The 19,559-nt window shown below is 56.3% G+C and carries 20 protein-coding genes; 13 read left to right on the top strand and 7 right to left on the bottom strand.

From position 1 onward, the window contains the following. Positions 1-483: 483 nt before the first annotated feature. Both SPL01S_RS01575 and SPL01S_RS24280 read left to right on the top strand, forming a co-directional pair. Positions 484-1,026 carry a type IV secretion protein Rhs gene (locus tag SPL01S_RS01575; RefSeq protein WP_081113132.1) on the top strand — a complete coding sequence of 181 codons (543 nt, stop codon included), beginning with the start codon at positions 484-486 and terminating at the stop codon, positions 1,024-1,026. A 5-nt stretch (positions 1,027-1,031) separates the two neighbouring features. After that, on the top strand, positions 1,032-1,418 hold the full coding sequence (locus tag SPL01S_RS24280; protein WP_073972008.1) for a putative T6SS immunity periplasmic lipoprotein: 387 nt from the start codon (positions 1,032-1,034) through the stop codon (positions 1,416-1,418). Between the two features lie 97 nt (positions 1,419-1,515). Here the strand turns inward: SPL01S_RS24280 and SPL01S_RS01570 are convergent, their stop codons facing one another. Continuing rightward, positions 1,516-2,352 carry an IclR family transcriptional regulator domain-containing protein gene (locus SPL01S_RS01570; RefSeq protein WP_006326175.1) on the bottom strand — a complete coding sequence of 279 codons (837 nt, stop codon included), beginning with the start codon at positions 2,350-2,352 and terminating at the stop codon, positions 1,516-1,518. 246 nt (positions 2,353-2,598) lie between these two features. Here SPL01S_RS01570 and SPL01S_RS01565 point away from each other — a divergent pair, with 246 nt between their 5' ends. Genes SPL01S_RS01565 through pcaD form a run of 4 tightly spaced genes read left to right on the top strand, consistent with a single transcriptional unit; the run spans position 2,599 to position 5,921 of the window. Beyond that, positions 2,599-3,285: a 3-oxoacid CoA-transferase subunit A gene (locus SPL01S_RS01565; protein ID WP_013813536.1), complete on the top strand. Its 687-nt coding sequence runs from the start codon at positions 2,599-2,601 to the stop codon at positions 3,283-3,285. Between the two features lie 11 nt (positions 3,286-3,296). Beyond that, positions 3,297-3,977: a 3-oxoacid CoA-transferase subunit B gene (locus tag SPL01S_RS01560; protein WP_063197180.1), complete on the top strand. Its 681-nt coding sequence runs from the start codon at positions 3,297-3,299 to the stop codon at positions 3,975-3,977. Continuing rightward, entirely contained in the window at positions 3,955-5,157 is a 1,203-nt protein-coding gene (gene pcaF, locus SPL01S_RS01555; protein WP_063197178.1) for a 3-oxoadipyl-CoA thiolase, read from the top strand. The genes SPL01S_RS01560 and pcaF overlap by 23 nt, the downstream gene beginning before the upstream one ends. Next, positions 5,154-5,921 carry a 3-oxoadipate enol-lactonase gene (gene pcaD, locus SPL01S_RS01550; protein ID WP_063197176.1) on the top strand — a complete coding sequence of 256 codons (768 nt, stop codon included), beginning with the start codon at positions 5,154-5,156 and terminating at the stop codon, positions 5,919-5,921. Before pcaF ends, pcaD begins: the two co-directional genes overlap by 4 nt. Positions 5,922-5,937: 16 nt before the next feature. Here pcaD and arsC read toward each other — a convergent pair whose 3' ends face one another. From arsC to SPL01S_RS01535, 3 genes are all read right to left on the bottom strand, one after another. Beyond that, on the bottom strand, positions 5,938-6,369 hold the full coding sequence (gene arsC, locus SPL01S_RS01545) for a glutaredoxin-dependent arsenate reductase (RefSeq protein ID WP_063197174.1): 432 nt from the start codon (positions 6,367-6,369) through the stop codon (positions 5,938-5,940). Positions 6,370-6,389: 20 nt separating this feature from the next. Further along, complete coding sequence (locus SPL01S_RS01540; protein WP_063197172.1) at positions 6,390-7,673, bottom strand: arsenic transporter; 1,284 nt, start codon at positions 7,671-7,673, stop codon at positions 6,390-6,392. Between the two features lie 72 nt (positions 7,674-7,745). After that, positions 7,746-8,084: a metalloregulator ArsR/SmtB family transcription factor gene (locus tag SPL01S_RS01535; protein ID WP_063197170.1), complete on the bottom strand. Its 339-nt coding sequence runs from the start codon at positions 8,082-8,084 to the stop codon at positions 7,746-7,748. 165 nt (positions 8,085-8,249) lie between these two features. Between SPL01S_RS01535 and SPL01S_RS01530 the strand changes: the two genes are divergently transcribed. Together SPL01S_RS01530 and SPL01S_RS01525 are read left to right on the top strand one after the other, a co-directional pair. After that, complete coding sequence (locus SPL01S_RS01530; RefSeq protein ID WP_063197168.1) at positions 8,250-9,359, top strand: YbdK family carboxylate-amine ligase; 1,110 nt, start codon at positions 8,250-8,252, stop codon at positions 9,357-9,359. A gap of 121 nt (positions 9,360-9,480) precedes the next feature. Then, positions 9,481-9,660 carry a hypothetical protein gene (locus tag SPL01S_RS01525; protein WP_004946232.1) on the top strand — a complete coding sequence of 60 codons (180 nt, stop codon included), beginning with the start codon at positions 9,481-9,483 and terminating at the stop codon, positions 9,658-9,660. A gap of 71 nt (positions 9,661-9,731) precedes the next feature. Here the strand turns inward: SPL01S_RS01525 and SPL01S_RS01520 are convergent, their stop codons facing one another. Next, positions 9,732-10,652 (bottom strand): LysR family transcriptional regulator, encoded by a 921-nt coding sequence (locus tag SPL01S_RS01520; RefSeq protein ID WP_062871231.1) that lies wholly within the window; start codon positions 10,650-10,652, stop codon positions 9,732-9,734. A gap of 101 nt (positions 10,653-10,753) precedes the next feature. Here SPL01S_RS01520 and SPL01S_RS01515 point away from each other — a divergent pair, with 101 nt between their 5' ends. The 4 genes from SPL01S_RS01515 to SPL01S_RS01500 all read left to right on the top strand — a co-directional run bounded on the left by SPL01S_RS01515 (position 10,754) and on the right by SPL01S_RS01500 (position 13,169). After that, positions 10,754-11,212, top strand: a complete 459-nt coding sequence (locus tag SPL01S_RS01515; protein ID WP_063197166.1) for a DMT family transporter — start codon at positions 10,754-10,756, stop codon at positions 11,210-11,212. A gap of 5 nt (positions 11,213-11,217) precedes the next feature. Next, on the top strand, positions 11,218-11,682 hold the full coding sequence (locus SPL01S_RS01510; RefSeq protein WP_063197164.1) for a DMT family transporter: 465 nt from the start codon (positions 11,218-11,220) through the stop codon (positions 11,680-11,682). Between the two features lie 114 nt (positions 11,683-11,796). Then, entirely contained in the window at positions 11,797-12,393 is a 597-nt protein-coding gene (locus SPL01S_RS01505; RefSeq protein WP_063197162.1) for a hypothetical protein, read from the top strand. 2 nt (positions 12,394-12,395) lie between these two features. After that, on the top strand, positions 12,396-13,169 hold the full coding sequence (locus SPL01S_RS01500; protein WP_063197160.1) for a DUF3307 domain-containing protein: 774 nt from the start codon (positions 12,396-12,398) through the stop codon (positions 13,167-13,169). 32 nt (positions 13,170-13,201) lie between these two features. Here SPL01S_RS01500 and mgtA read toward each other — a convergent pair whose 3' ends face one another. Together mgtA and SPL01S_RS01490 are read right to left on the bottom strand one after the other, a co-directional pair. After that, complete coding sequence (gene mgtA / locus SPL01S_RS01495) at positions 13,202-15,901, bottom strand: magnesium-translocating P-type ATPase (RefSeq protein ID WP_063197158.1); 2,700 nt, start codon at positions 15,899-15,901, stop codon at positions 13,202-13,204. A gap of 200 nt (positions 15,902-16,101) precedes the next feature. Further along, positions 16,102-16,800 carry an MgtC family protein gene (locus SPL01S_RS01490; RefSeq protein ID WP_004946253.1) on the bottom strand — a complete coding sequence of 233 codons (699 nt, stop codon included), beginning with the start codon at positions 16,798-16,800 and terminating at the stop codon, positions 16,102-16,104. Between the two features lie 516 nt (positions 16,801-17,316). Between SPL01S_RS01490 and SPL01S_RS01480 the strand changes: the two genes are divergently transcribed. Next, complete coding sequence (locus SPL01S_RS01480; protein WP_063197154.1) at positions 17,317-19,500, top strand: glycoside hydrolase; 2,184 nt, start codon at positions 17,317-17,319, stop codon at positions 19,498-19,500. The last annotated feature ends 59 nt before the right edge of the window (positions 19,501-19,559 follow it).

The following is a 19,559-nucleotide window of genomic DNA, read 5'->3' as shown; positions in this document are numbered from 1 at the left end:
CGAGTTTCGGACATCTTAACTACCCCTCAGCCTTGATGGTCGGGGGGGTTTATTATAAACGTCACCTCAAAACGCCCTCTGAGAGGCATCCACCGCTCGGGGATTGACGCATTTTAATTAAAATCGTCCTACCTGAACATTTTCACATTCAGTTTATTAATGGCGCGGCAAACCATTAATAAACACCTCATCACTAAATAAGGCACATAAATTACTTTTTATAAATTCAAATGTAATTATTCATGAAATAAACATCCTAGTTAATTAATAACTATCGGGGTATGATAGAAATTCAACCAAAGGATGGGTTAATTTTCATTTCCACGGCATCACCTAGATAAAAGGCTATGGAAAACCCTCTCAAACCCTCACTAATATGCTGATTAATTTGGTGTTAATCAAATTCATAAAATGGAACTTAGTGTGTAAATTTTTCCATATTTTAGCGACCAATACCCGTAAACGAACATCATGGAGTGAAATGTGAGTGTACAAACAGAGGAAGGAAAACTGCGGCGTATGACGTTGGGTGAAATTGCAATGGCTCGGCGGGTCTATGCTGATGCTATTGCGTACAGTCGCATCTGGATCCACTGTGACAGTTATCTTCCGTTTGGGCTGCAAAACAAAGATTATGCTATGACTCCGAACGGAGAGTTATGGTTCAGACAAGAATTGTACAGAGAGGATTTTTCCGCAAATACGGTTTTTATCGAAGACAAGCACCTCTTTATTCATGAGCTAGGCCATGTGTGGCAACACCAGCATGGGCAATGGGTACGGATGCGTGGTTTGTTTAGTTGGGCCGCTGATTATTATTACTGCCTTGATAAACAAAAAATTACTGATTACTCACTGGAACAACAAGCCTCGATTATGGCTGACTATTGGCTGTTGTTAGTCTATGGTATTGAGACTTGGCGTTACTATCAGAAACCAGGGCGCATGGGGAAATACAAGGGAACTGATAGCTTGCGTGATATTAACTCGCTCTATCAGAAAATCATTATGGGCAAGAGATCATGATAGGTATGAAGGATTTTTTTCTTTTAGCGGCCGTATTTTTATTGGCAGGATGCCCTGGCCTCGGTGATAAAGTGGTTTCACGTATCCCTACAACCATAACGGTTAAAGATAACGGAATCTGTGTGGTGTCTCCAATGAACCCTGGAGAGAAAATTACAGCCATTCAAATTTACAGTGATACAGGCGACAAACTAATTAAAACGCTTGATGACATGCCTGAATATAGCGAAAAAGGTAAATGCCTACCTGTATTTGGTTATATTTTCCAGCCTAAAAAACACTATTCGTTAGCCTATGATGTGAATTCGTTAAATCCAAATGATTCACATTTGATTACGGCAGAGTTTTCGATTTCATCTGATGCACGGGGTAATATAACACTTGACAAGTGATGCATCTTTAGTAATTAACGCAATCACTAGCCCGACACCTTTTGTTTTATAAGCGCGGAACTGTTTCATCGTAATTATGGGCAGACTCACAAAGCGGCTACAGCAGCAGCGCCAGTTCCATCGCCGCGCGTTGCAGCTGTGGCAGCACCCGTTCACGCAGCTCCGCCGAGGAAATTTGCGAAGCATTGACCCCCACGTTCATTGCCGCCACCACGCCGCCGCCCTTGCGCGAATGCATCGGCACCGCAATCGAACGCAGGCCAATCTCCAGTTGCTGATCGTTGATGGCATACCCCTGCCTGCGCACTTTCGCCAACTGTTCACGCAACTGTTCCGCGCTGGTCACGGTGTGCTCGGTCAGTGGTTCGAAGCTCACCCGCGACAGATAATCCTCCAGTTGTTCCTCATTCAGCGCACTGAGCAAAACCAGCCCCATTGACGTGGCGTAGGCCGGCAAGCGGCTGCCGCGCCCCAGATCAATCGTCATGATGCGCTTCACCGAGGCGCGAGCGATATACAAAATGTTGTCGCCGTCGAGCGTTGCCACCGAGCAGGACTCGTTGAGCAGCTTGCTAAGGTAATCCAGCGAATTCTGCGCCGCCTTCGCCAGTTCGGAAGAGGAAAGATAAGCGTGGCCGATGGTCAGCACCCGAGGCAGCAACCGATAATGTCGGCCGTCGGGGCAATGCACAAAACCCAGCGCCCGCAGAGTGTACAGGCAACGGCGCACCGCAGCGCGCGGAATACCGGTAATCTGGCTGATTTCGGAAACCGACATCTGCGAATACTGCGGCTGGAAGGCCTGCAACACCTCTAACCCCCGGGCCAGCGAAGCCATAAAGTTGGGATCGCCCTTGTACCTCTCGTTGCTTAAATCGCCGATCTCCTGCAGCCGGCGCAACTCCCCGCCGCCAAATTCCGAAACATCACCCATCCTGATCCTCCCTTCTTTCGATGACGCCTGGGTTGATACGCCCGAAGTGCCTAAAACAGTGCCGAAACAACGCCAAATATCGATTTAGTTACCTGCATCACAAAATGAGCAGCTCAACCACCAATGTTTCGATAATCGCACAATACGCTGATATTCGCACTTGTCGCTGTATTTTTCATCATTTAATTTAGAGCCAGAACCAGTAAGTGTGACGCTGAATTAACCGTAGCCTACTCAGGAGAGCTGATGATCGATAAAAACGTGGCATCCGCAGACGCCGCCGTCGCCGATATACCGGATGGCGCCACCCTCATGGTCGGTGGTTTTGGCCCTGCCGGCCAACCCTGCGCCCTGCTGGATGCGCTGATCCGCCACCGCCCGCGCGAGCTGACGCTGATCAGCAATAACGCCGGTAACGGGGATTTCGGCCTGGCCGCGCTGCTGAAGGCCGGCTGCGTGCGCAAAGTGGTGTGCTCTTTCCCGCGCCAGTCCGACTCCTGGGTATTTGACGATTTGTACCGCCGCGGCGAACTGGAACTGGAGCTGATCCCTCAGGGCAATCTGGCCGCCCGCATTCAGGCCGGCGGTTCCGGCCTCGGCGGCTTCTACACGCCGACCGGTTACGGCACCAAACTGGCGGAAGGCAAGGAAACCCGTGAGATAGACGGCCGCCAGTACGTATTCGAACTGCCGCTAAAGGCCGATTTTGCTCTGATCAAGGCTGAAAAAGGCGACCGCTGGGGCAACCTGCTGTATTCCAAAACCGGGCGCAACTTCGGGCCGATCATGGCGATGGCCGCCCATTGCACCATCGCTGAAATCAATCAGCTGGTGCCCCTGGGCCAGTTGGATCCTGAAACCATCATCACGCCGGGGATCTTCGTGCAACGCCTGGTAACTTCCCCGGCAAGCGCAGCGCAACTGTCGGCTTAAGGAACGGACTTATGTCAAAACTCACTCATCAGCAGTTGGCCGAGCGCATTGCGCGCGACATCCCGGAAGGCGCCTATGTGAATCTGGGCATCGGCATCCCGACGCAGATCGCCAACTACCTGCCGACGGACAAAGAAATTTTCCTGCACAGCGAAAACGGCATCCTCGGCATGGGCCCTGCACCGGCAGAGGGGCTGGAGGATCCTGATCTGATCAACGCCGGCAAACAGCCGGTCACACTGCTGAAAGGCGGTTGCTTTTTCCATCACGGCGACTCTTTCGCCATGATGCGCGGCGGCCACCTGGATATCTGCGTACTGGGTGCTTATCAGGTCTCCGAACAGGGCGATCTGGCCAACTGGAGCACCGGCGCACCGGGGGCCATTCCGGCAGTCGGCGGCGCGATGGATTTGGCGATTGGCGCACGCCAGGTCTTTGTGATGACCGAGCATCTGACCAAAAAAGGCGAATGCAAGATTGTCCGCCACTGTACCTATCCTCTGACCGGCGTCGGCTGCATTGACCGCATCTACAGCGATCTGGCAGTGATGGACGTTACGCCTCAGGGCCTGGTGGTACGCGAAATATTCGGCGGGCTGACCCCGCAGCAATTACAGGAAGTCACCCCGGTCGAGTTGACCTTTGTCCTTCAGCACGGAGAACCAACGCATGAATCCAGCCTATCTGTGTGACGCCGTTCGTACGCCTTTTGGCCGTCTGAACGGCAGTCTCGCCACTGTCCGCGCCGACGATCTGGCCGCCCTGCCGCTGAAAGCGCTACAGGCGCGCCACCCGCAGCTTGACTGGAGCGCGGTAGACGACGTGTTGCTCGGCTGCGCCAACCAGGCGGGAGAAGATAACCGCAACGTAGCACGCATGGCGCTGCTGCTGGCCGGCCTGCCGGTGCAGATCCCCGGTTGCACCCTCAATCGTCTGTGCGGCTCCAGCCTGGATGCTGTGGCGATGGCGGCCCGCGCCATCAAGACAGGTGAAAGTGAGCTGATGATTGCCGGTGGCGTGGAAAGCATGTCGCGGGCGCCGTTTGTGATGGGCAAAGCGGAGAGCGCCTTTAGCCGGGCGATGAAAATAGAAGACACCACCATGGGCTGGCGGTTTATCAATCCGCAAATGCAGGCGCAATACGGCGTGGACTCTATGCCGCAGACCGCTGAAAACGTAGCCCTGAAGTTTGGCATTAGCCGCCAGGATCAGGATGCTTTCGCCCTGCGCAGCCAGCAACGCACCGCAGCGGCCCAGGAAAGCGGTTTCTTTGCCGAGCAACTGATCGAAGTCAGTCTGGCGCAGAAAAAAGGCGACCCACTGCTGTTCCGCCAGGATGAACATCCGCGCGCCACTACGCTCGAGGCACTGGCGAAGTTGAAACCGGTAGTTAATCCGCAAGGTACCGTCACCGCCGGTAATGCCTCCGGGCTGAACGACGGTGCCTGCGCACTGTTGCTGGCCGGAGAGCGCGGAGTAACCCGCCACGGCTTGGAGCCAATGGCGCGCATTGTCGCCAGCGCCGTGACCGGCATTGAACCTTCGATTATGGGCTTTGCGCCGACAGAGGCGGTGCGCAAAGTGCTGAAAATCGCCGGTCTGACGCTCGATCAAATGGACGTTATCGAACTTAACGAAGCCTTTGCAGCGCAGGCGCTGGCGGTGACTCGTGAGCTGGGACTGAGTGACGACGCCGCACAGGTGAACCCAAACGGCGGCGCGATTGCGCTGGGCCATCCGCTGGGTGCTTCCGGTGGCAGGCTGGTGATGAACGCCGCCTGGCAATTGCAGAAAACACGGGGACGCTACGGGTTATGCACCATGTGCATCGGCGTTGGCCAAGGTATTGCGCTGATCATCGAGCGGGTATGAATATGGCCATCGACTATCGCCTCGATGGCCGCGCAGGTGCGCCGCTGTTGGTGCTGTCCAACTCGCTCGGCACCACCTTCGACATGTGGCAGGCGCAGTTGCCGGCATGGTGCGAACACTTTCGCGTGTTGCGCTACAACCAACGCGGCCACGGTGCAACCCCCTTGCCGGAAACCCCGCTGCGGCTGGAAACGCTGGGCAATGACGTTGTCGCCCTGCTCGACCGGCTGGGTGCGCCAAGCGCCCACTTTTGCGGCATTTCGATGGGCGGGCTGACCGGGCTGTGGCTCAACCGCTACCACCCGCAACGCATCGATCGCCTGGTGGTGGCGAATACCGCCGCGCGCATCGGCAGCGCTGAAGGCTGGCAGTTGCGTGCGCAACAAGTGCGTTGCGAGGGGTTGGCGGCGGTGGCCGCCGCATCCCCTTCACGCTGGTTCACCGAAGCCTTTTTGCAGCGCTCGCCGCAGCAGGTTGCTGCGCTGGTTGACGGGCTGGCAGCAGGCGACGCCGCCGGTTACGCAGCCTGCTGCGATGCACTGGCGCAGGCCGATCTTCGTGACCAAACCCGCCAGATGCCGCGGCCGATGTTGGTCATTGCGGGGGAGCATGATCCGGTCACCACCGTGGCGGACGCCGAATTTTTGGTCGCCAACGCGCCGCATGCCCGGTTAAGCGTCTTGCCGGCCTCGCATATTTCCAACGTGGCCTGCGCGGAAGCGTTCGGCCAAAGCGTTATCGAGTTCCTCACCGAGAAGGATTGACGGGCCGGCGGGCCTGTCATTTTCCCGTGATTCGTTGCCCCTGCGCATCAATCACCGGCTCGCCGTCTTCTTTGCTGAACGGACCCTGCTGGGGATCCGGCAGGATATCCAGCACCGCCTCCGACGGACGGCACAGCCGCGTGCCTAACGGCGTCACTACTATCGGCCGGTTAATCAAAATCGGCTGCTGCAACATAAAGTCGATCAGTTGAGCATCGCTCCACTGTGCGTCCGTCAGCCCCAGTTGTTGGTAAGGTTCGACGTTTTTGCGCAGCAACTCGCGCACGGAAATGCCCATATCGGCAATCAGTTTGACCAATTGGTCACGGCTGGGCGGCGTCTCCAGATACAAGATCACCGCAGGCTCCACGCCGCTGTTACGGATCAATGCCAGCGTATTGCGCGAGGTGCCGCAGGCCGGGTTATGGTAAATGGTTATCTGGCTCATGGGGTTCTCTCTTGTTAACACTAAAGCGACAGGCGCAGGGCCAGAGCGGCCAACGCGACAAACAACACCGGAAGTGTCATCACTATCCCCACCCGGAAGTAATATCCCCAGGTGATGACGATATTTTTCTGCGACAGCACATGCAGCCACAGCAGCGTAGCCAGGCTGCCGATCGGGGTAATTTTCGGCCCCAGATCGCTGCCTATTACGTTGGCGTAAATCATCGCCTGCTTGATCACGCCGTCCGCGTTGCTGCCGTCGATCGACAGCGCACCCACCAGCACCGTCGGCATGTTATTCATGATCGAAGACAAGAACGCCGCCAGAAAGCCGGTCCCCAACGTGGCCACCCACAGCCCCCGCTCGGCCAGGCTATCCAGCATACCGGACAGCAGGTCGGTTAATCCCGCGTTGCGCAGGCCGTAGACCACCAGGTACATGCCCAACGAGAAAACCACGATCTGCCAGGGCGCACCACGCAACACTTTACCGGTATCAATCGCATGCCCCCTTTTCGCCACTGCCAGCAGGATCAACGCCCCCACGGCGGCGACCAGGCTGACCGGTACGCCAAGCGGCTCCAGGCCAAAGAAACCCACCAGCAGCAAGGCCAGCACACCCCAACCGGCTTTAAAGGTCGGTAAATCGTGGATCGCCTCGCGTGGCGGTCGCAGCAGCGCCAGATCATAGCTCACCGGAATATCCTTGCGAAAATACAGGTGCAGCATCACCAACGTTGCGACAATGGCGGCAATGTCCACCGGCACCATCACGGCGGCATACTGAGTAAAGCTCAGCTTGAAAAAATCCGCCGAGACGATGTTCACCAGATTAGAGACCACCAGCGGCAGGCTGGCTGTGTCGGCAATAAATCCCGCCGCCATCACGAACGCCAGCGTGGCGCCCGAGCTGAACCCCAAGGCCAGCAGCATCGCAATCACAATCGGCGTAAGGATCAGCGCCGCGCCGTCGTTGGCGAACAGCGCTGCCACGCTGGCCCCCAGCAACACAATATAGGTGAACAACCACCGCCCTTTGCCCTTGCCCCAGCGCGCAACGTGCAACGCCGCCCACTCAAAGAAACCGGATTCATCCAGCAACAGGCTGATGACGATCACCGCGATAAAGGTCGCCGTGGCGTTCCAGACAATGTGCCAAACCAGCGGAATATCAGCGGGATGCACCACGCCAGTCAGCAGCGCCAGCACCGCCCCGAGCGAGGCGCTCCAGCCAATGCCCAACCCTTTTGGCTGCCAGATCACCAAAATGAGTGTCAGAATAAAAATTGCCCCAGCCAGTACCATCATCGCTCCCTGGCGCATCACGCCACAAATACATATGTTTTTTCGAATATATAAAAACAAATTTTTTTAACGTTACCGGCAAAGCGCCCGGCCACCCGCTGCGGCTTGCTGCGCCAGTTCGCTGAACCGTTGCTGCTGGCTGAGCCAGGCTTGATCGATAATCGCCGCAGCCCAGGCCGGCATATGCGGTGACAACCGGTAATAGATCCACTTACCTTCACGGCGATCGAGCAACAGGCCGCTTTCACGCAGCATAGCGAGATGACGGGAAATTTTGGGCTGCGACTCGTCTAACGCACCGGACAGCTCGCATACGCACAGTTCCCCTGCCTGGCGCAACAATAACACCAGGTGCAACCGGGTGTCGTCCGACAGATTTTTAAACAGTTTCAGCGGTGTCAGTGATGGCATAGATTTCTCTCCGAATGATAACCCCCATCATAATTCGCAGCCGGGCGATGTCAACAACACATATGGATAATCAAATATAATAGCCCTTTTACAAAGCATCCGCGAACGTCAAGGCCCTACTGACGCACTATACTGAGTACACCGCCGCAGTTTTGGAGATGTGTGATGTCGCTACCCTTCAAATGTTCGGAAAGGCTTACCCTTGGCACGGAGATAGAACTGCAACTGGTGGACAATGACAGCTACGATCTGTCGCACAAGGCCGACCGGGTGGTGGTGGATGTCGACGACAAAAAACGCGTCAAGCACGAGCTGACCAAATCGATGGTGGAGTTAAACAGTTCGGTGCATACCGATATCGGCGAACTGTTGGCAGAGCTGAACGAGCTGACCGGGAAGATACGCGCAAGCGCACAGCGCATTGATTGCGACGTCTGCGGTGGAGGCCGCCATCTGAGCAACGACTGGCGTCAACAGGTCATTACCGACTCCGAACGCTACACATTGCTGGCCAGCCGCTTTGGCTACCTCTCCAAGCTGGCCTGCGTGTTCGGCCAACATATCCATATCGGTGTCAACGACGGTGACGAGGCTATGTATCTGTGCCATGCCATGACGCCCTATTTGCCGCATCTGATTGCCTTGAGCGCCTCTTCGCCACTCTACCAGGGCGTCGATACCCTGTTTGCCAGTTCCCGTTTCAGCGCACAAAACTCTTTCCCCAACTACGGCTGCCTTGAGCAAATCTATAATTGGGACGAATTCACTGTTTATTATGAAAGACTTACCAGTGCCGGGGTGATTGAAGGTATCAAGGATATTTATTGGGACGTGCGTCCAAAACCGGAGTTAGGTACGGTGGAAGTCAGGGTCTGCGATACGCCGTTGCATATTCACCATGCGGCCACATTAGCCGGTTACTGCCGGCTGCTGGCCAGATACCTGTTGGATAACAGACAAAGGGTTGTTGCGGAATATGTCGCCTTTACCAACTACAACAAGATCAATGCCTGCCGCCACGGCTTTGGCGCCGACTATGTGGATCCCGCCACGCTGCGCCGCTGCAGCCTGACATCGCATATGCTGGCCACACTCGTCGCCCTTCGGCCTGGCGTGCAAAACAGCGAAGAAAACGCGCTGCTCGATGATGTTGAGCATTACGTCAAGATCGCGCTGAACGATGCGGACCGCATACGCCGCCTGCGGCATAACGGCCTGCAGCAAAAGGAAGTGATCAAACAACTCTGCCACGAACTGTTGCAGCCGCCGCATTAAAACGGCTCACCACCACACAGGTTTCAGCTATCGATTCCATACGCCAAAGCGACTGTTCATTACGTGCTATTCCCCTACAATCAGCCTTAACAAAACACCATTTATTCTCACCGGGGGCACGATGTACAATTTCTCACGCTATCAGGCAAAAGAACTGGCGCTGGCTTATATGAGCGGCAAAAAACACGATCTGTCGCCGCAAGAATTTCTGCAGCAGTTGAAAAGCAGCGAAAGATCTTTTGAATACTTGCTGAAGCACGGCGCCGAGCAACCGCGCGAAGTGTTGGTAAAAAGCTTTTAAACCCCACCTCAGCCTTCGCCGGTGGCATGCCAAACAGGCGTGCGTATTCCCGGCTGAATGACAATGCGCTTTCATGTCTGACGTTGAACGTCCCAATAAGGCCGTTCCCCACCCAAGTGTGCCAGCAGGAAATCGACAAAGGCCATGACTTTCGCCGGCACGTGTTTGCGTTCCGGGTACACGGCATAAATCGCGTGTTCCGGCAGCTTGTGATCCGGCAACAGTTCGATCAGCCGCCCCTGCGCAAGATCGTCTCCGACGATAAAGGTCGGCATCTGACAAACACCCAGGCCGGCGAGCAACGCTTCACGTAGCGCCTCACTGTTATTCACCTGGTAATTCCCTCTCGGCTGAAAACGTACCGCCCCTTCAGGCCCCTGAAACTGCCATTCGCTGCCAGCACGGTAGTAGCTGTAAAACAGGCAGTTATGCTGCGCCAACTGCACCAGATCCTTTGGCGTGCCGCAGCGCGTCAGATAAGCCGGCGCAGCGCACAATACGCTGTAGCAAGGCGCGATACGCCGGGCAATCAGGCTCGAATCGGCAAGCCGGCCAATGCGGATCGCCAGGTCATAGCCCCCCTCCACCAGATCGACCAGCTTATCGTCCATCATCATATTGATTTCCACCTCCGGGCAGGCGGCCAAAAAAACCGGAATCAACGGCGCAATGTGCAAACGGCCGAACACCATCGGCACGCTGAGCCGCAAAATGCCCTGCGGCTGCCCCTGCAATCGCGTGATGGCGTCTTCCCCTTCCTGCGCCACCGCACAGGCGTTCCGCGCATAACCAAAATACTGCTCGCCCGCTTCGGTCAGGCTCAGGCTGCGGGTGGTGCGATGCAGCAACTGCACGCCCAGCGAGCCTTCCAGTTGGGTAATGCGTTTACTTACCGCAGACTTGGTAATGCCCAGCCGCTGGCCGGCCGCTGAAAAACTGCCGCATTCCACTACCGCTACAAACAACGGGATAGCCGCAAAATTATCGGTCATTTATCGTCAACTTTTACTCAACAATGAGTTTCCATTGTAGTGGATTATGACGATAACAAAAACAATGTAGGCTGTTCGTCACTGTAAAAAGGGAACCTGACATGATGATACGCGGACGTTTCTCCGATCCTTTGCTGGCGTTAGCCGCCGGTGCTTTGCTGGCCCTGATGATCAGCGTCAACAGCGGACTGGCGAGCTATAACAGCCCGCTATTCGCTTCCTGGGTGGCTCATGGCGTTGGCGCGATCGCCGCCTGGTTGTTGCTGCTGTTGTTGCTGCGCCACCGTACGCCCCTCTCTCCTGCGACGGCGCCCCCCCGCTGGGCCTATTTGGGCGGTATTCCGGGTGCCCTGACCGTGATAGTGGCCGCCATCACCGTCAATAGCCCGCTGGCGCTTGCCGGTAGCCTGGCGCTCATGCTTACCGGTCAGGTGCTGTTCGGCATGCTTTCCGACAGCCGCGGCTGGTTTGGCGTCATTCAACGCCGCCTGCGCATCAACGACATTATCGCCACGCTGCTGATCCTCGCCGGCTGCGCCCTGCTTATTTTTCTGAGATAACCGCCATGCTAACCTTGGTACTCCTCGCGCTGTTCAATGGCGTCTGCATCAGCATCAGCCGCGCGGTCAATGGCCGCCTGGCGTTAAGTCGCGGCGCTTTCCAGGCCTCGCTCTGCAATCACATCGTCGGTTTTTTGTTCCTCAGCCTGCTGCTGGCGGTAGGCGGCGGGTTCAATGGCCTCTCCCTTGGTCACGCCCCGTGGGGAGCCTATTTAGGCGGGGTCATCGGCGCGCTGTTCGTGGCGCTGAACAGTTACGTGCTGCCGCGCCTTGGCACTCTGCGCGCCGCACTGCTGATTATCAGCGGCCAAATGTTAGCGGGCGTCGTCATCGATCGCCTGCGCGACAGCGGCGCTCCGGTCGGTGCGCAGATCTTGGGTGTCGGGCTGATCCTGCTCGGCGTCGCTCTGGCGCGGAGGGAAAAACCCCTTATTGCGCTGATCCATAACGTTCTTAAATTGCGCGAATAATTCGCCTTTAGAAGCGAATAAACGCTAAATTCGCATTCAGATACGAATAATTGACATATTCGTATTTAGGTGCGAATTTTAACGGTAAATTATCGCTTCAGAGCAGAGAAAAGCATGCAAACGCAACTCAGCGTAATCACCGGCGATCTGGTCAACTCCCGGCAATTCGACACCGCAAATTACATTACCGGGCTAAATGCCCTGCTCAACCGGCTGCAACAGGCCAAGCTTATACAGCGGTTCGAGATTTTCCGCGGCGATGGCTTCCAGGCGGTGGCCGAATCGCAATCCGGCCTGCTGCTGGCGGCATATATCCGTATCGCACTCAAAGCAATGGACGCCGGCCAGTGGGACGCCCGCATCGCGGTAGGCCTGGGAGACGGCCAGGAGCGAGCGGCCGGTTATGCCAGCGCCTTTGTGAATTCCGGCCACGCGCTGGACAGCCTGGATAAAAATTGCAGGCTGGCTCTGAAAAATGACAATGCCGAGACGAATGCCATTGTCAGCGATCTGTTGCCAATGTTAGATCATGTCATTGGCCGTCTGTCGCAGACCGAGGCGCAGATAGTGCAGGCGCGGATGTTTGCCGCCACCAACCTGGAAGTGGCCGAGAAACTGCATAAAGCCGCATCCACGGTCTCCGCAACGCTAAAACGCGCAGCCTATGAGGAGATCATGCGATTTATTCACGCGATTAACAGGATCACCTGAAGATGGATTTAACCTACGCGCCGTTGCTGACCTGGTTGCTTATTGTACATTTGCTGGCCGATTTCCCGCTGCAACCGCTCAGTTGGGTGGAGGATAAAATTCGCCGTCGCGCGCGTTCGCGTTTCCTGCTGTTGCATGCCTTGCTGCACGGTATATTGGCCGCCTGTGCGGTGGCGAGTTTCGGTCTGCTGCATGGCGGGCTCACCGCCGCCGCCGCGCTGGCTACTTTGCTGGTTATCGCTATCAGCCACTATATTATCGACCTGCTGAAAGTCACCCTCCTGGCACGCCTCAGCCGGGCCGGCGGCTTTCTTCTCGATCAATGCCTGCATCTGACGGTGATTGTTCTGCTGTGGCTGTGCCTGGTGCCAGAACCCCGCAACCTGATAGCCACGCTTGGCGCCGCCGCTACCGGCGGGCAGTTTGGGCTGATGTTATTGGCGTATTTAGTGATTTATATGCCGATGGGCGTTCTGATTGGGCAATTGCTGGCGCACTGGACGCCGCAAATGCCGCCCTCGGCCAAAGCCGATAGCGATTCGCTGTTACGCGCAGGCAAGCAGATTGGCTACCTGGAAAGAACGCTGATACTGACGTTTGTGCTGATCGGCCAAATTCCGGCGATCGGCTTTTTGCTGGCCGCAAAGTCTATTTTTCGCTTTGGCGACCTGCGACAGAGCGATGACAAAATGCGTACCGAGTATGTGCTGCTCGGCACGCTGTTTTCCTTTACGCTGACCATCTTGCTCGGTCTGCTGGTAAAAAAATTATTATAACCGCCAGGCATTGCGCCCGGCGGTCAGGGTAATTACAGCCACTCACCGAAGCGGCGAATATAAAAACGCTTCATCATCTGCGCTACTACGCAGTAGCTGACCAGCGTGCCGGCCAGCCACGGGAAGTATTCCCACGGCAAGGGCTGCAAACCGACCCAGGCACCCAGCGGCGAGAACGGCAGATAAATGCCCAACGCCATTACCAGCGCCGTGGTCAGCAGAACCGGCAATGCGGCGGTACTTTGGATGAACGGGATCTTCTGGGTACGCAGCATATGCACCACCAGCGTTTGCGACAACAACCCTTCAATAAACCAGCCGGACTGGAACAATGCCTGATGCTCGACGCTGTTGGCGGCGAAGACGAACCACATCAGCGCATAGGTGGTGATATCAAAAATGGATGAGGTTGGCCCAATCCACAGCATAAAGCGACCGATGTTCTTCGCATCCCACTTGCGCGGCTTGCGCAGGAACTCTTTGTCCATCTTGTCCCACGGCAGCGACAACTGGGAAATATCGTACATCAGGTTCTGAATCAACAGGTGGATCGCCAGCATCGGCAAAAACGGGATAAACGCACTGGCCACCAGCACCGAAAATACGTTGCCGAAGTTGGAGCTGGCCGTCATGTTCAGGTATTTGATGATATTGCCGAAGGTCTCACGGCCTTTGATGACCCCTTCTTCCAGCACCATCAGGTTTTTTTCCAGCAGAATGATGTCCGCCGACTCCTTGGCGATGTCGGTGCCGGTATCCACCGAGATACCGACGTCCGCATCGCGCAGCGCCGGAGCATCGTTAATACCGTCGCCGAGGAACCCGACGGTATGGCCATTCGCCTGCAACATCTTCAACACCCGCGATTTCTGTAGCGGTGTCAGTTTGGTAAAGACCGTGCGTTGCTCCACTTCACGCGCCAGCGTTTCATCGTCCATCTGTTCGATTTGCGGGCCGGAGAGCGGCTCGCCCGGCTCCAGCCCGACGTCGCGACAAATCTTGCAGGTGATCACCGGGTTATCGCCGGTCAATACCTTCACCGCCACGCCGTTTTCCTGTAGTGCGGCTATTGCTTCCTGCGCGCTCTCCTTCGGCGGATCGAGGAAGGTCAGGACGCCCTGGATCACCATATCGCGCTCATCGGCCACGCTCAGCGGCAAGGGATCTTTCTGCTCACCCAACTCCCGCGTCGCCAGCACCAGCACGCGGAATCCATCCTCATTATACTGGGCGGCAAGCGCCTGCAGCGCCGCACGCCGCGCCTCATCCAGCACCAGCGTCTGCTGCCCCTCGCGCACGTAGGTGGCGATGTCCAGCATCTCCTCCACCGCCCCTTTGCAGATCAGCCGCTGCTGGCCATTTTCATCCGCCACCACGATCGACAGACGGCGTCGTACAAAATCGAACGGCAGCTCATCCACCTTGCTAAAACGCCCCAGCGCCTCGATGCCCGGCTTGCCGCGCCCGAAGCGGATCACCGCCTGATCCATCAGATTTTTCATGCCGCTTTGGTGGGCGCTGTTCAACCACGCCAGGAGCAACACCTCATTATCTTTGGCGCCGCCGACGTCCAGATGATGCTCGAGGATAATGCGATCCTGAGTCAGGGTGCCGGTTTTATCCGTACAGAGTACGTCCATAGCACCGAAGTTCTGGATGGCATTCAGGCGCTTGACCACCACTTTGCGCCGCGACATGGCAATCGCGCCCTTCGCCAGGTTGGAACTGACGATCATCGGCAGCATCTCCGGCGTCAATCCCACCGCCACCGCCAAAGCAAACAGCGCCGCTTCGCTCCAGTCGCCCTTGGTAAAGCCGTTGATCAGCAACACAATCGGCACCATAACCAGCATAAAGCGGATCAACAGCCAACTGACGCTGTTCACCCCACGATCGAAGGCCGTTTGCGAACGGGAGCCGACGATCGACTTGGCCAGCGAGCCAAAATAGGTGCGCCCGCCGGTCGCCACCACTACCGCCGTGGCGGTGCCGCTGGCGACGTTGGTGCCCATCAGGCAGATGTTCGGCAGTTCCAACAGCGCATGCTCGCTGGAGACTTCCTCCTCGCTCGATTTTTGGCTGACGTTGCCCATCGCATCGTATTTCTCGATCGGGATTGCCTCCCCGGTCAGGATCGCCTGGCTGATGAACAGATCGCGTGAAGCAAGCAGGCGCACGTCCGCCGGCACCATGTCCCCGGCGGAAAGCTGGATGATATCTCCCGGCACCAGTTCGCGAATTGCCACTTCCAGCGTCAAAGGCTGCGCGCTGTAGCTGCTGCGACGCAATACCGTTGCGGTAGTGCGCACCATCGATTTCAGCGTTTCCGCTGCCTTGTTGGTCCGGTATTCCTGCCAGAAACGCAGCAGCCCGCTGAGTGAAACCATCACCAGTATGATGATCACACCAATGAGATCGGTTTCTTCACCGCGCCGGAGAGGCAACCAGTAATCGGTAAAGAAACTGATCGCAGCCAGCACCATAAGAACAAAGATAAATGGATTATTAAATGCGCCAATCAGTTGCACCAGCGCGTGCGGCGCTTTCTCATGGGCAACCTGATTAACGCCAAATTGCTCCAGGCGTTCATCGGCGTCGTCCTGGGTCAGGCCATTACGGTTGCATTTTAAATTTGCCAGCGTCTGATCGACGCTGTTTTTCGCTTCTTGCGCGATGGCGTAAGGCGCCTCTTTTTTATCGCGACGGCGTAGGTTGTCATTAATATAGGTCATAACGCTATTCTCTTATCTTATTCTGCGCACAGGGTTACCCCGCCTGATTAACAGGTGAATAAGCGCAGAGTGGAATTTTATTTAATCAGTGTAATTGCCGGGATTTATAACCACAGGCAATCACGTCGAACAATCAATATTATGGGATCATCGTCCATGACGCCTCCTTACCACCAAATGAAGTGAATATTAATGAAGAATTAAACGGGTAATTCAGAAGCCACTCGCCAGCGTACGGCGCTCACGCTTTTTTCCAGGCTGACGCGGCAGACAATACCCTCGATTTCTTTTTGCGCTGCGGGATTGGCCGTTATCTCGGCACAAACCTCAAGCTGGCCGGGAATGGATATATCGGCGCTGCGTAAAGATTGCAATCTTAGTGCCACGCCGTTCAACGCCTGCAATATCAGCGTGCGTACCAGTATTTCATCTTGTTCGCCGCAGGTAACCTGAATGCGATAACACAGCTCCAGGTCGGTCGCCTGTTGCTGAGGTTGCAGATTGATGCGCTGCGCCGCTTCGCGCAGCAGAATATTCGCGCACAGGATCACCAGCGTCGCCAGTACCGCATTCCAGTACTGCCCCAGGCCACACAGCACGCCAATCGCCGCCGAGCACCACAGCGTGGCGGCGGTATTCAGGCCACGGATGTTCAGCCCTTCGCGCATGATCACCCCAGCGCCTAGAAAGCCGATGCCGGAAACAATCTGCGCGGCAACCCGCCCGGCGCTGGAAGGATCGGTGGACATGGAGCTAAGGATAAACACCGCCGCACCGGTGGCCACCAGCGCATTGGTGCGCAGGCCGGCCATACGCTGACGCCACTGCCGCTCGGCGCCAATAACCGCGCCCAGGCTCATCGCCAGTAATAAATTTAATACAAAAGGAGTCATAGCCATGACTGTCCCCTTAATAAACTGCAGGAGATAAAATCATGTGCTTTTTAGCACACGCTAAATTGCGCCAATAATATATTAGCGAACGAACGCGTCGGTGCCTGGAGGGAAAAGGCTGTGACTGCAAATTGCCATAATAACGTCCAAATCAATTCGCCTGATGCCATTGGGCCTCAGGTACAACAATGAGATTCGGGTTTGCACAGCTCGGAATAAAAAGAGAGGGGTGCTGCCCGCCGTTTTCGGCAAGCAACAAATCAAAAAGAGGATTGGTCAGCTTGCCTTATTTATATCGCTACAACTAAAACTGTCCAATTGTGTTTCCTCACTGAAATTTTGGCTGAGTATAGTGACGCAGGATAATGATGTAAAGGCGAATTTATTAAACGGAAATTAAACTGCATAACGCCATTTATTTGACGCGCAACGCAATCTGCCGCATTGGCTTTGGGTGATGCGTTTATTATCTATAGACTAGCGTCTCAACAGGACATTAATCCCCGAAGGACAGCCAATCCGATGAACATGCTTCGCCTTTCCATCAGTTTCGCCCTGTTTGCCGCCTTCCCCGCCGACGCCCTGTTACTGCAACAGGGAGCGGCCCGTTTTGATATCGACCCGGCCACGCTGCAAATCACAACAGGCAAAACCATCGTCAATCAGGCTCAGGCCGCGCAAGCCGTGGCCGAACTGCAAAGCACGCCAACGCAGGCCCATTGGCAATGGCCGGACAGCGCCATGCAGGTGTCCGCCAGGCTTGAGGACGGCGATCTGCGTCTTGGCTTCAACACCCGCCGGGCGCAGACGTTGAATTGGTTCACCCTGCCGCAGCAGGCCGACACCCTGTTGTTGCCAATAGGTGAAGGCAGCCGTATCCCGCTGGATAATGCCGTCTGGCAGCAGTATCTGGTTAAGGAAATGACGCCGCTGGATACCAACTGGGATCTGAAGTTGCCATTGTGGAGCCTGGAGCAGCAGGGCAAGGTGTATAGCTGGCTGCTGCTTACGCCGTTCAGCAATCAGGTCAACTTTGCCAGCGCAAAAGGCGTATTCAGCATGCGCAGTAGCCACCTGTTCAACCGTTTTAATCAGCAACAGACTTTCGACGTGTTGCTGCATGTGGGTGAAACGCCATTATCCGGCGCGCGTCGTTATCGCCAGTATTTGCAGCAAAGCGGCCAGTTCAGCAGTCTTCGCGATAAAATCCGCTCGGCCCCTGAGGGCGAAAAACTGATTGGCGCCACGCATATCTATTTGTGGGGCGACAAACTGCTGGCACCCGCTGACGTGAAAAACTGGCCGGGCCTGCTATCCTGGCTTACCTCCCCGCCTGGCGAAGAGCTGTGGCAAAAAATGGATGCCGAAAACCAGAAAGCGCTGCGCCAACTGGCGGGAAAAACGCCGGAGGGTTGGCAACAACTGACGCTGATCGACGCTCTGAACCAGGCGCTGGTCGCGCTGACGCCGCTCAACGCTACGCCGGATGACCCAGACTTCCTGGAAGCGCAACATCGGCAGGCCGCCAGCATGCGTGATTTGGCGCAGCGGCAGCTTGGCGCCTATCTGGCACCGGCAGATAGCTGGGGCCAGGGGCTGGCGAAACCACTGATCGAGGCGCTGCATCAGGCCGGGTTGCCGCGCCTGTGGTTGGGCACCGATAATTGGACCGCCGAGTTTCTGCATCCGCAGGCGGTGGAGAGCGCCAAGACATTGGGCTATCTCATCGCCAGTTACGACTCTTACGACACGGCGATTCCCCGCGGAGTCAACGACAGCTGGCTGACGGCCCAGTTGCCGGCAGCGCTGCGTGAAGACTGCGCCATCGTACGCGCCGACGGCACTAAAAAACCCGGTTTCGGCAAGCAAGGCTACTACCTGAATCCCGGTTGCGTACTGCCCTATTCCCAACAGCGCATGCGCAGCCTGGTACAACTGGCCGGGCTGAACAGCCTGTTCCTTGACGTTGACGGCACGGGAATGGTGTCTGATGACTATCAGCCCAATCACCCTACCGGCGCTGCGCAAATGGCGCAGGCACGCAACGCGCGGCTGGCCTGGTTCAGCGACAAGCTAAAACTGCCGCTTGGTTCTGAGGATGGCAATGCGGTGACCGCCCGCCACATCATGTTTGCCCACGGCATGGAAACCTGGGGCTTCGGCTGGGGTGATAAACAAATGAATCAGGATAAATCCTCGCCCTACTATCTGGGTGCCTGGTGGCCAAACGCGCAACCGGCCTTTTTCTTCAGCCCGGCCAAGGTAAAAGAACCCTACCGAACGGTGGAGTTTGATCCGCGCTATCGCCTGCCGCTTTATCAGGCGGTATTTCACGATGCGATTATCAGCAGCCACCACTGGAATTACGACAACCTGAAGTTCAGCGATGTCAAAACCCTTCGCAGTCTGCTCAGCCAGTTGTACAACACCGCGCCGATGTTCCATCTCAGCCGAGCCACCCTGCAGGCACGCCTGCCGGAGATCAAACGGAGCGATGCGGCGTTCCGCCCGCTGCATCAGGCGTTGTGGGATAAGGCGCTGACGGACTTCCGCTGGCTGGATACGGCGGGTTGGGTACAGCAAACCACCTTCAGCGACGGCTCAACGTTGATCGCCAACTTTGGCAACCAGCCGTTCGAGGGCATCGCCGCCCATAGCCTGCGTGCCAAACTGGCGGACGGTCGCACCCTGAACATCACGCAATAGCAACTCCGGCCGGGGTGAACTACGCTAGGCTCAGTCCCCCGTTCGGCAACGATGGAGTT

It is taken from the genome of Serratia plymuthica NBRC 102599 (genome assembly GCF_001590925.1).
Classification (GTDB): Bacteria; Pseudomonadota; Gammaproteobacteria; order Enterobacterales; family Enterobacteriaceae; genus Serratia; species Serratia plymuthica.
This window is presented reverse-complemented; position numbering and strand designations above follow the sequence as displayed.

What these genes read in the sequence shown, in the direction of transcription:
- SPL01S_RS24280 (WP_073972008.1), top strand. Translation starts at nt 1,032, where the DNA reads ATGAAGGATTTTTTTCTTTTAGCGGCCGTATTTTTATTGGCAGGATGC.
- SPL01S_RS01570 (WP_006326175.1), bottom strand. Translation starts at nt 2,352, where the DNA reads ATGGGTGATGTTTCGGAATTTGGCGGCGGGGAGTTGCGCCGGCTGCAG.
- SPL01S_RS01565 (WP_013813536.1), top strand. Translation starts at nt 2,599, where the DNA reads ATGATCGATAAAAACGTGGCATCCGCAGACGCCGCCGTCGCCGATATA.
- SPL01S_RS01560 (WP_063197180.1), top strand. Translation starts at nt 3,297, where the DNA reads ATGTCAAAACTCACTCATCAGCAGTTGGCCGAGCGCATTGCGCGCGAC.
- pcaF (WP_063197178.1), top strand. Translation starts at nt 3,955, where the DNA reads ATGAATCCAGCCTATCTGTGTGACGCCGTTCGTACGCCTTTTGGCCGT.
- pcaD (WP_063197176.1), top strand. Translation starts at nt 5,154, where the DNA reads ATGAATATGGCCATCGACTATCGCCTCGATGGCCGCGCAGGTGCGCCG.
- arsC (WP_063197174.1), bottom strand. Translation starts at nt 6,369, where the DNA reads ATGAGCCAGATAACCATTTACCATAACCCGGCCTGCGGCACCTCGCGC.
- SPL01S_RS01540 (WP_063197172.1), bottom strand. Translation starts at nt 7,673, where the DNA reads ATGGTACTGGCTGGGGCAATTTTTATTCTGACACTCATTTTGGTGATC.
- SPL01S_RS01535 (WP_063197170.1), bottom strand. Translation starts at nt 8,084, where the DNA reads ATGCCATCACTGACACCGCTGAAACTGTTTAAAAATCTGTCGGACGAC.
- SPL01S_RS01530 (WP_063197168.1), top strand. Translation starts at nt 8,250, where the DNA reads ATGTCGCTACCCTTCAAATGTTCGGAAAGGCTTACCCTTGGCACGGAG.
- SPL01S_RS01525 (WP_004946232.1), top strand. Translation starts at nt 9,481, where the DNA reads ATGTACAATTTCTCACGCTATCAGGCAAAAGAACTGGCGCTGGCTTAT.
- SPL01S_RS01520 (WP_062871231.1), bottom strand. Translation starts at nt 10,652, where the DNA reads ATGACCGATAATTTTGCGGCTATCCCGTTGTTTGTAGCGGTAGTGGAA.
- SPL01S_RS01515 (WP_063197166.1), top strand. Translation starts at nt 10,754, where the DNA reads ATGATGATACGCGGACGTTTCTCCGATCCTTTGCTGGCGTTAGCCGCC.
- SPL01S_RS01510 (WP_063197164.1), top strand. Translation starts at nt 11,218, where the DNA reads ATGCTAACCTTGGTACTCCTCGCGCTGTTCAATGGCGTCTGCATCAGC.
- SPL01S_RS01505 (WP_063197162.1), top strand. Translation starts at nt 11,797, where the DNA reads ATGCAAACGCAACTCAGCGTAATCACCGGCGATCTGGTCAACTCCCGG.
- SPL01S_RS01500 (WP_063197160.1), top strand. Translation starts at nt 12,396, where the DNA reads ATGGATTTAACCTACGCGCCGTTGCTGACCTGGTTGCTTATTGTACAT.
- mgtA (WP_063197158.1), bottom strand. Translation starts at nt 15,901, where the DNA reads ATGACCTATATTAATGACAACCTACGCCGTCGCGATAAAAAAGAGGCG.
- SPL01S_RS01490 (WP_004946253.1), bottom strand. Translation starts at nt 16,800, where the DNA reads ATGGCTATGACTCCTTTTGTATTAAATTTATTACTGGCGATGAGCCTG.
- SPL01S_RS01480 (WP_063197154.1), top strand. Translation starts at nt 17,317, where the DNA reads ATGAACATGCTTCGCCTTTCCATCAGTTTCGCCCTGTTTGCCGCCTTC.